Genomic DNA, 16,359 nt, shown 5'->3' on the forward strand with positions numbered 1-16,359 from the left:
TATAATTTTAATTAACTTTTTATGGACTAAAATTATGGTATAAGCTTATAATTGTTTTATACAGATCCTATTGCAAAATACAGCTATAAAATACAGCTATTTAGAAGCTAATCCAGATGTTCTTCCGATGCAGAACCGAATTTTGCTCTTGAGCTTTCAGCTTGAGGGTCATGATTTATATGCTTCTTTTTAAATTTGCTATCTTCTTTTTTATTGTTGTTGTGGTTTGTTTTATTATGCATAAACATATCTCCTTTCCTAACATAGCTTTTCCTCAGGTTCTGTTTTTATGCTGAAGTATAAATGGAAACCAATTTCATGTAATTATGAGCTTATTCTTATATTTTCTAAGTTAGGCATCCAATGCTGAAAATAAATGATGTTTTGGTTTATCGGTTTTAGTAATTTCAGTGTATACTTAGGGCAGTACAATTTATAGTTTTTCAAAAAAGATAAAATTTTTTATCCACAGTGTGGATTATTACAATTTATTTTGATAGAATGAGGTAAATATAATATATGCAGAAAATAAATAGGGTTGTGGAATTGGAGAGGATATACTGCAATGAAAGAATTTATATGTGAAGTTAATAAGGAGCTTATTGATCTGGGTGCGGTGGAAATGGATAAGACTTTGACACAGTTAATACCTGGAAATAGAGATGAAATCAATGTAAAAATTGATGACGGCAATCTGAAATCTTTTAAAATTGATAGAAGTCAAAATATAATAACAGGCAGGGGCATCAAAACATTTTTTAAAAATATAAAAGATAAAAAAGCAATTGTCTCATATGATGAAAGGGAAAATGAACTGATACTGAAAAATTTAAGGGAAATTAATAAGAAGGATGAAATATTTGGTTTTATTAAAAATTCCTCCGGAGCATATGAAAAGATGGTCCGGTTATCAAAATTTAATTTTGATGATGAAAAATGGAGCCAGATTTATGAACTTGCAAAAGACTTTGCGGTTATTCCTGATTTTGATAGTATCTTATCACAAAACGTTATAAGAGATATGAATTTGTTTGATTATCAAGTAAGGACGGTTAAAGAGGTACTCAAAAAATTCAGAGGAAGGGCACTTCTCTGTGATGAAGTGGGACTGGGAAAAACTATAGAAGCCTGTACTGTCATGATGGAATATGTCATAAGGGGATTTGCAAGAAAAATATTGATACTTGTTCCGCCGTCCCTTGTAGATCAGTGGAGCAATGAATTGAAAAGAAAATTCAATCAGGACTTTATAACCAGTGATGATCCTGAATTTAAAAAAATGGGAGATAAGGCATGGGTATATTACCCCAAAGTTATTTCTTCTATAAATCTGGCAAAGAGGAAGCAAAATAGTCAATGTATTCTAAAGATACATTACGATATGGTAATCGTAGATGAGGCACATCACCTGAAGAACAGAAAAACTGTGGCATGGAATTTTGTAAATAAGCTGGATAAAAACTCCATACTGCTTTTAACGGCAACTCCTATTCAAAATAATCTTGAGGAATTATATAATTTGATAACTTTACTGAAACCTGGTCAATTGAGTACATATTCGGATTTTAAAAAGAACTTTGTCAAATCAGGAGAATTGATGGAACCAAAAAATATCGAAAAATTGAGGACATTGGTGTCCGATGTAATGGTGAGAAATAAGAGAAGTGACGTGGACATAAAATTCACTAAAAGATATGCCGACACCATAGAAGTCAATCTGTCTGCAGTGGAAAAGAAATTCTATAATTTAATAAGTGAATTCGTACGTGATAATTACAATCAGGGCGAAAAAGGTATGTCCAGGTTTACTCTCAAAATAATTCAGGAAGAGCTGGGAAGCAGTGTGTACTGTGTTATTCCAACTCTGGAGAGATTATTGAAAAATGAAAATATTTCTATGGAAAACAGAAAGTGCGTGGAAAACTTTATTGATATTGCAGAAAAAATTGAAACAATGAAGTACGAGGAAAATACCAAGGGTAAAAAGCTTATTGATATAATCAATGGTTTCAATGATAAAATTATAGTATTTACAAAATATAAGACCACAATTAAATTCCTGGAAAAATTATTAAAACAAAAGGGATATAAGACTGCCATATTTTATGGAGGAATGACAAGAAAAGAAAAAGAAAATCAAATTGAATATTTCAGGAAAGAAGCCCGGATTCTTTTAAGTACCGAAGCAGGAGGAGAAGGAAGAAATCTTCAGTTCTGCAATGCCATAATAAATTATGATCTGCCCTGGAATCCTATGGCCATAGAGCAGAGAATAGGAAGAATACATAGAGTAGGACAAAAAAGAGATGTACATATCTTTAATCTTGTGGCTAAGGATACTATAGAATCTTATATATTGTATATATTGGATAAAAAGATAAATATGTTCGAACTTGTAGTTGGTGAAGTTGATATGATATTAGGTGATTTAAATGAAGATGATAATGGATTTGATGATGCAATAATGGACATATGGGCTAATTCACGGGACAAGGATGAACTTGAAAGCAGGATAAGTGAATTGGGGGATAAACTATTGGACAAAAAAAATCAATATACAAAGGTGAAAGATGTGGATGAAAAAATATTTGGGAATTTATTTAAAGCGGGGGAAGATAAATGACAAATTTACAGGTATTTGTCATAAAGTTTTTTAATACATTAGGAGCTGTTGTGGAAGAAGTTGAATATTCCCTTATATATGTTGTCATACCTGATGAATATGAGGGTATATTTGGAAGAACTGAATTGAAATTATGTTTTGATTATGAAGTTTATCTTGAAAACCCGGATTATCAATTTGTTACATTTGGGAGTTTTATTCTGGATAAAATTATAAGTTTAAGCTTTGAATGTTTCAGTACAGGTATAAGGTATGTTTTGGCTGATAACTTAAATGTAACAGAACCTGAGAAAAAGATAAAAGATTTTTTGAATGAAGACAGATACAGTATAGAAATTATTGAACAAAGTAAAGTTATAAATTATTTTACAAAGTATGATTTTAAAGTGAATTATATTTTTGACAATATAATAGAAGATTTTGAAGATGCAGTAATTGATATGAGTAATCTATGTGTTTCAGATAGTTTTTCTGAAAGCTTGAACAATGTATTTTATGATACAAAACCACAATATGATTATCCTGTAAATTGTGATGTAGATTTTTTAGAAGGCTTTAAAAAAGCAGTAGAACAGATAAAGATTATCGGCGGTTCTAAAATGAATGATTTCAGTAATATGCCAATTAAGAATAAGGAAGTAAAGAGAATTAATGAATACTATGAATCATTGAAGATAGAAGCTGAAAAGAGGATGAAAAGGAAAAATTTAAGTCAGGAAAAAATAAATGATTATAAGCATAAAATAAATTTATATGATACTGAAAAAAATAGACAGATTAATGAAATTAAAGACAGATATAATGTGAAATTGGAGGTTGTTTTTCAAAATGCTGTAGTTTATGCAGTACCGGTTATATATTTTAAGTATAATTTAGTTCATAGGAACAGATCGGAGGATCAATACGGGGAATGTTATTTTAATAAATTAACTGAAACCTGGCAGAAGCTAATCAGGAACTGACCCACTGACAAAAAATGTATGGGGGTCAGACCCCATTACATAGCTATTGCCTGGAATTGATTTCTAGATAACAGTTTCAAAAAAAAGTTGACATATATAAACGTTTACTATAAAATAAAAATGAGAGGAAGGTAAAACTTCTTCCAGTACTCCTAACTCATAGGAATGCCGAAAAAGTTAGTTTTAAGGATTTGAATAGTTAAAAGGCATTCTATAGTGTAAACTTATGGCAGTGGAAGATTATCTTTAGTGTAATTTGTTATCGGAAATTGCTGTAGGAAAATATCTAAAAAATATGGGTGAACATGCGGCCTTTGAAAAGTGTTCATAAGGAGAAACAGCAGTTGACAAAATCAGCGGCTTGAAAAATATATGATGTTGAGTATCAGGTATTTGATTGAGTATATTTAAAGATAATGATTGATGTTGACGTTGCTAAAACAGGAATATAGTTGAAGGAGATGGTTGTAGAAAGTTAGAGTTATAACTGTATATGATATATCTTTGAAATTGTATGAGTAGGCCATATAAAATAGTAAAATTTTATGGTACGGCGATGTGTTAAAATAATAAGATTCCATGATACGGAAATACTATGGAGAATAATTAGAAAAAGGTGATAGATATTCAGATAGAATCAAATTGTGCGGATGAGTTGGGAGTTACTTGACCATCAATTAGTGTTTTAAATAAAGCTAATTGGTGGTCTTAATTTTTTTATTGAAGGAAATTGTTGTCTGAAAGTAAGTTCCGGCAGCAGCTATTCAAAAGATACGGGTGCAGAAAATTATTTTCTGCACTCCGGGGAACCTGTTTTATGAGGTATGCTTAAAAGTTGTTAAACTTTTGATTATAGCTTCTTCTTGCTTTTGTGTTATTGTTCCATTACTTACAAGAGTATCAAACTTATGTTTGAAAAATACAGTCAGGTTATCAATGTGCTCTTTTCTGCAGGAAATCAGCAGATTTTGTACGGAAGCCTTTTGCTGTTTATTTATGGTACCCTTATTTACCAGATCATCCAAGCCATTATCAAGAGAACTTCTAAAATTTTTTCCCTGACTTCTAGAAGAAGAAAATACTTTCCTTATGGAAGATTCCTGTTCTTTGGTTATAGTTCCATTTTCAACCAGCCTATTCAATTTATTTTTTGAACACTTGTGATTTTTTTTCATAAATTCACGAAAGTCATCGGATTTTATTAAATCCAGTGCAGCATTTTCCTGCTTTTGAGTTATGACTCCATCCTTTACTAGATTATCAAGACGGGATTTATAATCATGATGTTTATTATTGTTGTTTTTTCCCAATGGGGCTTGACTTACTACAGAGATGTCTTCAGCTGATGAAGCATGAACTGTCATGAAGCTGCTAATATTTAATGACGTCAAAACAGTTAAAAGGGCTGTTATTACTTTAATATTTCTTTTTAACATTTTATTTTCCTCCCGAAATAGATTTATTTATAGTTTGCCGATTTATGTGATAATTATTCGAAAAGAGTAACTGTGACTTGTTTCTTTTACTAATAGTTGAACCAATGGTATTTTATAATAATGAGCAGAAGGGCAAAGCATCTGTTTTTGGGGAAAGGGTTATATTTATTATATCAACCATAGTTTGAAACTAATGATAATAGATTGAATTGAAACGAATAAACAGGTAATATCAAAAATATGTAGAATTTAATAATGTACAGGGAATTTTATTTGGGAAATGTTGATAGAAAAGGCCATAGATGATCTCCTGCAAGACAAAAATGATGATTTTTAGTTTGAACTATTAGTTATTTTTAAAATTGGGGGTAATTAAAATGAATGTTTTTTTAGCAAGGCAGCCCATTCTTGACAAATTAGGAGAAATTTTGGGGTATGAAATTCTGTTTAGAGATAATAATATGGATAATAAATACGAGTTGAATGATGGAGATGAGGCCACTATCAAGGTTATGCAGAATATTTTAATCAATATTGGAATGAATAAAATTGTTGGAAATAAAAGAGCTTTCATAAATTTTACAAACAATATTTTAAAGTCAGATTTATATTCTGTTGTTTCACCAGAAAATGTTGTAATAGAAATTTTAGAAAATATCAAGCCGACAAAAGAGGTTATTAATTCATGCAGAGTTTTAAAGAAAAATAGATTTATACTTGCACTGGATGACTTTGTATTTGATGATTCATATACTGAACTCATCAGACTTGCAGACATTATAAAGGTGGATTTTTTTATCACTAAAGGGAGCGAGAGAAAGCATATAATAAATGTGGTAAAAAATATAAATCCCAATTTAAAATTTCTAGCTGAAAAAGTTGAAACCCTGGAAGAATTTAATGAAGCCGTATCTTTAGGATACTCTTATTTTCAGGGATATTATTTTAGTAAACCCCAGATAATAAAGGGACAAAAGATACCGGGAAATAAGGTTGTCTATATAAATCTTATAAAAGAGTTAAATTCAAGGGAGTTTTCCATGGATAATATTGAAAGTTTAATAAAAAAGGATATTTCACTATCATATGAGATACTAAAATTAATAAATTCAGCAAAGTATTCTTTTAAAAATAAAATTGAATCAATTAAACAGGCTGTGGTCTTATTGGGAGAGAAAGAAATAAAGAAGTGGTTATATTTTATATGTATGAAACCGATATGTAGTGATAAACCGCGAATAATTATGATGGAATCTCTGTTGAGAGCAGAATTTTCAGAGCTTCTGACTAAGAAAACCAAATTGTATAAACATTCATTTAATGCATATCTCACAGGTGTTATGTCTCTTATGGATGTTATTTTACAAAAACCACTATCTGAAATATTAGATGAACTGATGATTCCTGAAGATGTAAAATGTGCATTAGAAGGTAAAAAAGAAAATTATTATAGTAAAATACTTGATATAGTTATTTCATATCAAAAGGGAAAATGGAGGAAAAGTGTATATTTAGCATCCTATATCAATCTTGATGGACAGGATCTGGCAAGCTGTTATATTGAAGCTGTTAGATGGCTGGATGATATAATGAGCAGCTGTAACTTGAGGTAATTTTGGAGATAATAGGTACAGCTGCATTGGAAAGACGAAAGCAGTTACACCTGTTGTTATTGTAGTTATTAAGATAACAGGTACAGCTGCCATGGAAAGGCAATGAGTTTCACCTTTATCTGATGCACTGGCATTTGTATCTTAATAAAGTGATTTGGATTTTCACAGAAATACTATGGATAATAGTTAGAAAAAGGTGATAAAAATTTAAATAAAATTAAATAGTGGAGACGGGCCGTAAATATAAAAAACTGTTGACTTGCTTAAACGGTTACTATATAAGAATATTTTCATATTGTAATGAATTGTAGAAGCAGTTATATTATATTCAGAGGCAGCAATGATTATTAAAGAATTTAAAACAAATAAATAAGAATTGAGAACAAAGGGGGATGTTAAAGTGTTACTACTTAATAAAAGCGATATAAAAAAGGTGTTTAATATGAAAGAGGCTGTTGACGCTGCAAAAGAGGCATTATACACATTTTCAGAAGGTAAAAGCGTGGTGCCCTTGAGAACAAATATCGATGTGCCAAAATATGAAGGCCAGAGTTTGTTCATGCCGGCATATGTGGAGGGACTCCACAGTGTTGGTATCAAGATTGTTTCAGTTTTCCCGAAGAATATTGAAAAAGGCATACCTTCAGTACCGGCTAAAATGATATTGCTTGATGGTAGAACCGGAGATGTAATATGCATCATGGATGGTACTTATCTGACTCAACTCAGGACAGGGGCCACATCTGGGGCAGCAACTGATATATTGTCAAGAAAAGATGCAAAAAATGGTGCGCTGTTTGGAACAGGAGGTCAGGCTGCTTCTCAACTGGAAGCAATGCTTACGGTGAGAGAGCTTGATACTGTAAAGGTGTTTGATATTGATAAAAAAAGGGCTGAAGTTTTTGCTGAAAGGATGAGCAAAGAACTTAACCGGTTTTCTGCAAAAATTATTGCCGCCGAGAGTTCAGATGATGCTGTTAAAGATGCTGATATTATCACTACAGTAACTACTTCCAAAGAGGCTGTTTTTAACGGCAGACTTGTAAAAAAAGGTTCCCATATAAATGGAGTTGGATCATATACCCCTGTTATGGAGGAGCTTGATGAGTATATAGTTCAAAATGCTGATAAGATCTACATGGATTCAAAAAGTGCTGTCCTTTCTGAAAGCGGCGATTTTATAATTCCTATAAAAAAAGGACTTATTGATGAAAGCAAAATCAACGGTGAACTGGGAGAAGTAATCTCCAAGAAAATTGAAGGAAGAACTTCGGAAGATGATATAACTATCTATGAAACCGTTGGAATTGCTGTAATGGATGTGGTCACAGCATATAAAATATATGAAAAGGCACTTAAAGCCAAAATAGGTATAAATGTAGAATTATAAAGGCTGCCGGATTTTTTATGTTGTAAATTTTTCACATACACTTCATGACTATATTGTAAATCATACTAATTTGAATATGCTGCAGTTATTTATCACACAATAATTTAGGAAGGAGCTGCCTTTTGCTGATATTGTAATCTTGAAATTATATTTCAAAAAACACTTGACGTATATCCTAAGTTTTGCAGCAAAAACGAATAAAAAACACCCGTTAGGCCAGTAAACATGCTGGTTAGCGGGTATTCTTTTTTGTCAGAGAATCATAGCGTTATAAATCATTTTTTGGTAGATGCTAAAACTTTTTTTATCTCACCTAAACTTCGTATCTTTTTGGAGTAGTCAATGTTAGAAATAACTCCAATTTCATTTAATATATCATTGAAATAATCAAACATGTAATAATTCTGCTGAACATAGCTGCATTCAGCTTTTGACAAAGTTTCTAGTAGTTTTCCAATACTATATTTGTTTCCTGTTTTCATCTCAAGTATCCTTGCAATCACCAGAGCAACGAAACAGATTAAAAAATGTGCTTCTATATGCCCTTGGGTGGATACAAAAACTGGTCTTGCCTCTAAGTCACTTTTAGTTACTCGGAAAGATTCTTCAATCTTCCATAACCCTCGGTACATATCAATGATTTTATCATCAGATTCTTTATATTCACTAGTTACAATGACATAGTAACCATCCAAAGCTTCTTCTTCCTCTAGTTTGTCCATGTCTAATTTTAGAAGTTGTGTTGGTTTCAAGATTTCTCCAGTTTCTTTATCGAAGTTAATGTTTTTTATATATTTAGCTGCACCATAGGAAGTAGCCCTTGTATAAGAACCCGGATTTGAGATTAAGTCCTGTGCTTTTGCAAGTGCGGCAGCACGCTCAGCCTTAGCACGTTTATCATATTTTTCGCTGTAGAATACTACCTGTTTTTCATGTACTACTTTTTTTAATTTTTTTCCGTTAGATGATGTTATCTGAATTGTTCTTGGGTATAATCTAGATTTTCTCTTGTATTCTGTGCCTAGCCATTCATATCCTTCTTTTGCTAATACATACTGTTTTAATTCTTTGTCAGAACCGCGAACAGACATACTGAATACATACCCATCTTTTGTAGGAGTATGAGTCGTATACCAAATGTTGTCGCCAGTAGTCACGCCTTTGTCTGCCACCGTTATTACCCTGCCAAGATTATATTCCTTCTTGATACGTGCAAAATTAGGTCGATAGGTAAGGCAGTCATTAGTGTTTCCTGAAAATAGCTCATAGGTAATGGGGAGCCCTTTGTTGTCTATAAATAACCCCATTTGTACAATTGGATTTGGTCGGTGTTCTTTCGATACTCCCTTTTTTCTGAGGTTGTCCATTTTATCAGTTTCAAAGTAGTAGTTGGTTACATCATAGTAAATAAGACTGGTATCTCTTCCATAGAGTTCTTTGATTTTATTGTTGATCCAAAATTGGAGACTCTCTTTATGCTTGTTAAAAAAGGTAAGGCAACGATAAACATCATCAAGAGAATAGTTATCTTTTTCAAAGAACCAATCTTTATTCTCAAAAGTTTTCTTTTTTGAAGCAGGATTCAAAAGCCTTGAATAAACAAGGAGTTTCATGATTGTATCAGCATCATAATTGTCCTTAGTATGACGTTGTCTGTTGGTAAGGAAAGTGTGTATGCCAAGCTCATGATAAATCTTGCTTAACGCAGTATATCCAAAATTTTTACGCAAGGTAACATCTTGCTCGATTGTATCAGCATCATGAAATACAAAAGTGATTGGAGCTTTTTTACATTTCTTTTCTTCCTTTAATTGTTCAACACGTGCAGAGAAGAAAGAGATTGGATCATCATATTCTTTTTCTAATTCGTCGAGAAATCCTAAAGATTCCACAGTTATCTGCCGGGAACATTTTTTAGTTTTATCATAGTAACTATCTACAATGGATAATCGAATTCTGCCATTGCTAGAAGGAGTCTTTTTTAGGTACATAAACAATCATCTCCACACATATAATACTAATTATATCACAATACTACATAAAGCGCTAGTAAAATATGACGAAAAACGAAAATAAAAATCCCCGAATTCGCCAGTAAAATCAATGAATCCAGGTTAAGTTAAGTAAAAAGTTGCTGCAAAACTGTGGAAAGATTATAATTATCTTTATTTTCTATATATAGAGTAAAAATAAGAATTTACAAAAAATAAAAAATTATATATAAAGTCTATTTACTTTCGGTAATTACTATGATAATATATAAACATAATATAACTTGCATGCAAGTTGAATACGACTTAAATATAAGTTGTATTCAATAAGCTTTATTATAAAAGGAGATATTAAGATGAATGAAAAGTATGAGGCATGTAATGTACTTCTAACTACCTGCTCTAATTGCAAAAAAGATGAGAATATCTTAATTGTAACTGATCCATCAAGTTTTGAAGTGGCTGATAATATATGGAATTCCATGGGTGAATACACAAATAAGTCTCTTATATTGATGGATGAGCGTACAATGCATGGACAAGATCCTAACAAAGTTGTTGCTGCAGCAATGGCTGAGGCTGATGTCATATTTGGATGTACTAAATTTTCATTATTTCATTCCAAGGCAAGAAGAGATGCTGCTGCTTCTGGTGCAAGGTTTGTTAACATGGCGGATTACAGTGTATCAATGCTGAAAAAAGGAGGCCTTTATTGTGACTTCGAATCAATTGGCAAAATTTGTACACAGGTTGCTCAAAAATTAAAGGGTGGGAAGGTATGTCATATATCTACGGCCAGCGGCAGTGATTTTACATGCAGTATCGCTGGCAGAGCTCCCACTCCTCAATATGCCAGAAGCTTGATGCCTGGAGAATCATCTTCACCTCCCGATATTGAATGTGCTACATGTGCGGTGGAAGGTACTGGAGAAGGTGTTGTCTATATAGATGGAAGTATACCTCATCCAGAACTTGGGCTTATTACTGACAAGATTAAGTTGACTATTAAAAAGGGCTTGATTGTGGATATATCCGGAGGAAGCCAGGCAGAAAAATTAAAGAAAATCATGAAAAAGTTTAACGACCTCAATGTATATAACATAGGGGAAATTGGTATTGGATTAAATTCAATGTGTGAATTGAACGGCAGAATGCTTGAAGATGAGGGATGTGGTGGAACCGTTCATTTCGGATGTGGCGATAACAGAGGATTTGGAGGAGTTGTTCAAAGTGCCTACCATCTGGATATGGTATTCAAAAATCCAACACTGACGGTAGACGGGAAAACTATACTTCAAGAAGGTAAAGTTGTTTAAAATTATTAGTTAAAATAATTACAAAATTTAAAATGAAAGGAAAGTTTATTATGATTGATACAAGTATACAAGAAGGAATACTTTTTAGCGATGAATTGCAGAAGGAAGTCAAAGAAAAATTTTGGCATGTTGATAAAGATCCATTAAGGGAAGGCAGAAGAATATACTTTGATAATGCTGGTGGAGCATTTAGGTTAAAAAGCGTAGTAGAATCTATTGCAAGAATTGATGCAATTCCAGACTGCCCTGAAAGAGCACACGCTACGGCCCTGTATCTTCAAAAGATACAAGCTGATGGTGAAAACGATATAAGAATTATTTTAAATGCAAAGGATGGCAGCCTGCTTACCACTCTTACAGCTTCCCAGGCCATGTTTGAAATGGTGGGAGCCGTTGCTGAAAATGTACCGGGTACAAACATTGTATCTACTGTACTGGAACATCCTTCAGCTTATGATGCAGCATTTTATTATACTAAAAAAACTGGAAAAGAATTTAGACCTGTTAAAACAAACCCTGTTACAGGTGGTGTGGATGTTGATGAAATTGTAAGCAAAATTGACTGTAACACTTGTCTTTTGAGTTTTATGTATGCATCCAACATTTCTGGTGCTATTTTTGATGCCGAAGCTATTATTAAGGCTGCAAGAGCAAAAAAACCGGACCTTTACATCATAATTGATTCGGTTCAGCACGCTCCTCATGGTGTTATTGATGTTGAAAAGCTTAAGGTGGATGGAATGAATTTTGCCCCATACAAGTTTTTTGCCAATAGAGGATCAGGTATTGCATATGTTTCGGACAGGCTTTCAAAGCTGCCTCATCATACACTTCTTGCAAAACCCGAAGGTACCTGGGAGTTAGGATCTCCTGCACCAGCTCAATTTATAGCTATAACCGAAATTGTAAATTATGTATGCTGGCTGGGTGCCAAGTTTATAAATAGCACTGATAGAAGAGAATTATTCGTTGAAGGCATGAACAGAATTAAGATGCACGAAAGAGGTCTTATGAATAGAATGCTTAATGGCAGCGATAAAATTGAGGGTCTTAGAAAAATGAAAGGTGTGGATGTTTACCTTGACTACCTTGATATGACAAAGAGAGATTTTATTATTGCTATGGGAATTAAACGTCTGGGATTTACAGAAGCTGTTAGGGAGTATGAAAAGAGAGGCATTATTGTATATGAAAGAATTAATACAAGCCTATACTCAAAGAGAATGCTTGATTCCTTTGGTATGGAAGGATGCATCAGGGTGTCACCATTGCACTGCAACAGTATAGAAGATATTGATGCATTTTTGGAAACTACAAAAGAATTGGCTTAATATTAAATATTTACGGTATTGTACTCCGTGTGAAATCAACGCAGTTTTTGACTTGAATCCTCTATGTAAATGTTTTCCGAAAAATTTACAGAAAGAAATTGCCATACTTTCCATTGCTCTGTATTGTTCACAGGCATGATTGATAAATAGGGTTATTTCTTTGGAAATTTGTCTCATTAAGTTGATCTGATGGTTTTAATTCAAGTGAATGTTTGAGTATGGCAAAATGGACATTTGTCATACTCAAACCACCAGATTAATACAGGATTGTAATAATAAAAATTAGTATATATTTAGGAGGTCATTTCTGTGAGTATAAAAAGTAGTATAGGTCCTAGAATGGATAGATTACCTACATCAAAATGGTTTTACAAAGTTTTTTGGATGATTGGCTGCGGTCTTTTAATAGATGGTTTTGATAATTATTCTGGGGGCGCAATTCTGGCCCAACTGGTAAAAAACGGATGGTCTAACAACTATCTAAATGCTGCTTTTACGTCTACTACAATGATCGGACTTTTTTTTGGTTCCTTGTTTGCAGGATTTTCGGGAGACCGTTGGGGAAGAAAATTTGCTTATCAGGTAAATCTTCTTATATTTGGTCTGGCTACATTAGTAGCAGCGTTTACTCCCAATATGACTGTATTGATTGGCCTAAGAGGAATAATGGGGTTTGGTCTTGGTGCGGAGCTTGTTGTTGGTTTTGGTACATTTGCTGAATTTGTGCCCGCAAAGACTCGTGGAAAATGGACGTCAACATTATCTCTCTTAGCAAATATTGCACCACCTGTAGCAACTTTAATTGGTTTGTTTGTTATGTCTGCATTGGGACCCCAATATGGCTGGCGTGGAATGTTTGTTATTGGTGGAGTCTGTGCATTGATATTGTGGTATATACGTCATGATTTTCCAGAGTCGCCGCGATGGTATGAATCACGTGGTGATGTGGAAAAAGCAGATGAAATACTTACAGAAGTTGAGAAGCAGATTGAAAGAGAAAAAGGAATTAAACTGCCGCAAGTTGAAGAAACGGAAGAAATAAAATTACATGACGAAGTAAAACAGATTCCCTTTTCAAGTTTGTTTAAAGGTAATTTATTGAAGTGTACAATACTTGGCAGCTGCTTGCTTATTGCTATGAATACAGCAGTGTATAGTATTACTACATGGATTCCAACAATATTTGTTAAATCCGGTATCACTGTTACCAGATCTGTATTTATGACTACAATAATTTTATTTGGTGCTCCATTTGGTGTATTTATTGCATCACGAATAATGGACAAATTTCCCCGCAGGCAGATGGGAGTAGTTCTTTTAATTACAATAGCTGTACTTGGATATATTTATTCATTGCAAAAACAGGAAACTGTAATTATTGTAGTCGGATTCATCTTGATTTCCGTTCTTTACATGTATGTTTGCTTTGCCTGTTCTGTATATGCTCCAGAGTTGTGGCCTACTGAAATACGTCTCAGAGGTTTGGGAGTATGTAATGCAATTGGAAGAGCTGTAACAATTTTTACTCCTTATGGAGTAGCAATGATTATGACAAAGTATGGATCCGTTGCAGTTTTCATAGCAATTGGAGTGATACTCGGCCTGGTGGCATTGGTTATACTTATTTTTGGTATAGAAACAAGACAAAAAACAATTGAGGAAATAGGAAAAGAAGCAATGGATAAAAGTTGTGTTTAGTTATGGCAAGGCTGAAATTAAAAATATGAATTGTTACTGGAATAAAAGAGGTACAGCATGTTTTGCACCTTGAACAAAGCGAAGGGAATGATTATGAAAATGAAAATTGTTGTATTGGATGGTTATACTTTAAATCCTGGAGATATCAGTTGGAGTAATGTGGAGAAATTAGGAAAGCTTAAGGTATATGATCGTACTTCATATGATTCCAGCAAAGAGGATTTAATAATAGAGAGAGTGGGAGATGCTGAAGCAGTATTTACAAACAAAACTCCCATTACAAAAAATGCACTTGAGAAAATGCCCAATTTGAAATTTATAGGTGTGCTGGCAACTGGATTTAATGTTGTAGATGTAGACGCTGCAAAAGAAGCGGGAATAGTTGTAACTAATATACCTACATATGGAACGGATTCAGTATCCCAAATGGCTATAGCACTGCTTCTTGAAATATGTCATCATGTAGGAGAACATAGTAATTCAGTGAAATGCGGTGACTGGACGCATAATCCTGACTGGTGCTACTGGAATTATCCATTGATTGAACTTGCTGGAAAAACTATGGGAATAATAGGCTATGGCAGAATCGGGCAGAGGACAGGAAAAATAGCCCAAGCTCTGGGTATGAAAGTACTTGCTTATGACAAATATAAAAACCAACTTCTTGAAAGTGAAACCATGAAATATGTTGAATTTGATGAACTGATAGCTAAATCGGATGTAATTGCTCTGCACTGCCCGTTATTTGATAGTACTAGAGGTATAATAAACAAAAATTCAATATCAAAAATGAAAGATAATGTAATAATAATTAATAATTCCAGAGGACCTCTCATAGTGGAGGAAGACCTTGCTGAGGCATTGAACAGCGGAAAAGTTAAAGCAGCAGCAGTAGATGTAGTTTCCACAGAGCCTGTAAAGATTGACAATCCACTGCTTAAAGCAAAAAATTGCATTATTACACCTCATATTTCCTGGGCTCCTAAAGAAGCCAGAGAGCGGCTCATGAATATTGCAGTGGAAAATCTGAAACAATTTTTATTAGGTACTCCTGTTAATGTTGTGAATAAATGACTTGACTCTTATTGATGATTTTTTTAATGCATATTGACAATAGTTCAGAATTGTTATATTATAACTTTGCCATGGTATTATCTAAATTTCACTTACATGCAACTTGAATTTTAGACTTATTTTACAATTGTCCGAGTAAACTGCTATATGTTAAGGATGAAATTATAATTGCAAAATTAAATTTGCCATTGGGAAAGGGTTAGTTAAATGGAAACAAATAAAGTTGAAAATAATAATTTAAATAGTTTGACTAAAACTGCATATGAAATAATCAAGAAAAAAATAATAATTGGTGAACTTAAACAGGGAGAGGTAATTAGTATATCTGCCATGAGTAAAAAATTAAATATAAGTAGAACTCCCGTTACCTATGCTTGTCAGAGACTTGAATATGATAAATTTCTGACTATTGTGCCTAAGCAGGGAGTAATTATAAATACTATAACCATAAATGATGCTAGAGAAATATACGAGTTAAGGGCTGCAATTGAAACATATGCTGCTAAACACGTTTTTGCTCATATTGACAAAACTGACATTGACTATTTGGAGAATTCTTATAAAAAGCAAATCCAGGCTGTAGAACAAAATGATCCAAAGCTATTTATGTTAGAAGATATTGATTTTCATAAATACATTCTGAAGAAATATGAAAACTCACATTTCTTTTCTATTATAGATAATCTTTTTGATAGAGCATATTTATTAGGTATTGAATCCTGCAAAAATTCAACAAGACTTAGAAAAAGCCTGGAGGAACATAGAAGAATTGTTGATTGCATAACAAACAATGATAAAGATTGTTTTGTGGAAGAAATAGAACAAAATATCTTAAATGGTTACATCAGTCTTACAAGCGACTATATGATTTAATTGTCAAGATAAATGTGAATTAATTAGTTAAAGATACCTGATTAAGATTATT

The 16,359-nt window shown here is 32.9% G+C and carries 12 protein-coding genes; 9 read left to right on the plus strand and 3 right to left on the minus strand.

What is annotated here, in order from left to right; translation table 11 throughout:
- Positions 1–107 precede the first annotated feature (107 nt).
- Positions 108–242, minus strand: coding sequence for a CPC_1213 family protein (locus ACYUJ6_RS02925; protein ID WP_461844383.1), 135 nt, complete (start codon positions 240–242; stop codon positions 108–110).
- Positions 243–565: 323 nt separating this feature from the next.
- Here ACYUJ6_RS02925 and ACYUJ6_RS02930 point away from each other — a divergent pair, with 323 nt between their 5' ends.
- Both ACYUJ6_RS02930 and ACYUJ6_RS02935 read left to right on the plus strand, forming a co-directional pair.
- A complete protein-coding gene (locus ACYUJ6_RS02930) occupies positions 566–2,623 on the plus strand; it encodes a DEAD/DEAH box helicase (RefSeq protein WP_461844384.1) in 2,058 nt (685 codons plus the stop codon).
- Entirely contained in the window at positions 2,620–3,585 is a 966-nt protein-coding gene (locus tag ACYUJ6_RS02935) for a hypothetical protein (RefSeq protein WP_461844385.1), read from the plus strand. The genes ACYUJ6_RS02930 and ACYUJ6_RS02935 overlap by 4 nt, the downstream gene beginning before the upstream one ends.
- Before the next feature lie 815 nt (positions 3,586–4,400).
- Here ACYUJ6_RS02935 and ACYUJ6_RS02940 read toward each other — a convergent pair.
- Positions 4,401–5,021: a hypothetical protein gene (locus ACYUJ6_RS02940; RefSeq protein WP_461844386.1), complete on the minus strand. Its 621-nt coding sequence runs from the start codon at positions 5,019–5,021 to the stop codon at positions 4,401–4,403.
- Positions 5,022–5,398: 377 nt separating this feature from the next.
- Between ACYUJ6_RS02940 and ACYUJ6_RS02945 the strand changes: the two genes are divergently transcribed.
- Together ACYUJ6_RS02945 and ACYUJ6_RS02950 are read left to right on the plus strand one after the other, a co-directional pair.
- Positions 5,399–6,634, plus strand: a complete 1,236-nt coding sequence (locus ACYUJ6_RS02945) for an EAL and HDOD domain-containing protein (protein WP_461844387.1) — start codon at positions 5,399–5,401, stop codon at positions 6,632–6,634.
- A 400-nt stretch (positions 6,635–7,034) separates the two neighbouring features.
- Positions 7,035–8,024 carry an ornithine cyclodeaminase family protein gene (locus ACYUJ6_RS02950; protein ID WP_461844388.1) on the plus strand — a complete coding sequence of 330 codons (990 nt, stop codon included), beginning with the start codon at positions 7,035–7,037 and terminating at the stop codon, positions 8,022–8,024.
- Positions 8,025–8,299: 275 nt separating this feature from the next.
- Here ACYUJ6_RS02950 and ACYUJ6_RS02955 read toward each other — a convergent pair whose 3' ends face one another.
- Complete coding sequence (locus ACYUJ6_RS02955; protein WP_461844389.1) at positions 8,300–10,015, minus strand: IS1634 family transposase; 1,716 nt, start codon at positions 10,013–10,015, stop codon at positions 8,300–8,302.
- A 356-nt stretch (positions 10,016–10,371) separates the two neighbouring features.
- On the opposite strand from ACYUJ6_RS02955, the gene ACYUJ6_RS02960 reads away from it, so the two are divergent.
- From ACYUJ6_RS02960 to ACYUJ6_RS02980, 5 genes are all read left to right on the plus strand, one after another.
- Positions 10,372–11,331 (plus strand): aminopeptidase, encoded by a 960-nt coding sequence (locus ACYUJ6_RS02960; RefSeq protein ID WP_461844390.1) that lies wholly within the window; start codon positions 10,372–10,374, stop codon positions 11,329–11,331.
- A gap of 50 nt (positions 11,332–11,381) precedes the next feature.
- Positions 11,382–12,662 (plus strand): aminotransferase class V-fold PLP-dependent enzyme, encoded by a 1,281-nt coding sequence (locus ACYUJ6_RS02965; protein WP_461844391.1) that lies wholly within the window; start codon positions 11,382–11,384, stop codon positions 12,660–12,662.
- A 309-nt stretch (positions 12,663–12,971) separates the two neighbouring features.
- Positions 12,972–14,360, plus strand: a complete 1,389-nt coding sequence (locus ACYUJ6_RS02970; protein WP_461844392.1) for an MFS transporter — start codon at positions 12,972–12,974, stop codon at positions 14,358–14,360.
- Positions 14,361–14,459: 99 nt separating this feature from the next.
- The gene (locus ACYUJ6_RS02975) at positions 14,460–15,434 is read left to right on the plus strand and encodes a D-2-hydroxyacid dehydrogenase (RefSeq protein ID WP_461845421.1); all 975 of its coding nucleotides are present in this window, start codon (positions 14,460–14,462) and stop codon (positions 15,432–15,434) included.
- Positions 15,435–15,641: 207 nt separating this feature from the next.
- Positions 15,642–16,307, plus strand: a complete 666-nt coding sequence (locus tag ACYUJ6_RS02980) for a GntR family transcriptional regulator (RefSeq protein ID WP_461844393.1) — start codon at positions 15,642–15,644, stop codon at positions 16,305–16,307.
- Positions 16,308–16,359 lie beyond the last annotated feature (52 nt).

This window comes from Clostridium sp. JNZ X4-2 (genome assembly GCF_054889485.1).

Coding starts and splice junctions, on each gene's coding strand:
- ACYUJ6_RS02955 (WP_461844389.1), bottom strand. CDS start 10,015: ATGTACCTAAAAAAGACTCCTTCTAGCAATGGCAGAATTCGATTATCC.
- ACYUJ6_RS02925 (WP_461844383.1), bottom strand. CDS start 242: ATGCATAATAAAACAAACCACAACAACAATAAAAAAGAAGATAGCAAA.
- ACYUJ6_RS02980 (WP_461844393.1), top strand. CDS start 15,642: ATGGAAACAAATAAAGTTGAAAATAATAATTTAAATAGTTTGACTAAA.
- ACYUJ6_RS02965 (WP_461844391.1), top strand. CDS start 11,382: ATGATTGATACAAGTATACAAGAAGGAATACTTTTTAGCGATGAATTG.
- ACYUJ6_RS02935 (WP_461844385.1), top strand. CDS start 2,620: ATGACAAATTTACAGGTATTTGTCATAAAGTTTTTTAATACATTAGGA.
- ACYUJ6_RS02940 (WP_461844386.1), bottom strand. CDS start 5,021: ATGTTAAAAAGAAATATTAAAGTAATAACAGCCCTTTTAACTGTTTTG.
- ACYUJ6_RS02930 (WP_461844384.1), top strand. CDS start 566: ATGAAAGAATTTATATGTGAAGTTAATAAGGAGCTTATTGATCTGGGT.
- ACYUJ6_RS02975 (WP_461845421.1), top strand. CDS start 14,460: ATGAAAATTGTTGTATTGGATGGTTATACTTTAAATCCTGGAGATATC.
- ACYUJ6_RS02945 (WP_461844387.1), top strand. CDS start 5,399: ATGAATGTTTTTTTAGCAAGGCAGCCCATTCTTGACAAATTAGGAGAA.
- ACYUJ6_RS02960 (WP_461844390.1), top strand. CDS start 10,372: ATGAATGAAAAGTATGAGGCATGTAATGTACTTCTAACTACCTGCTCT.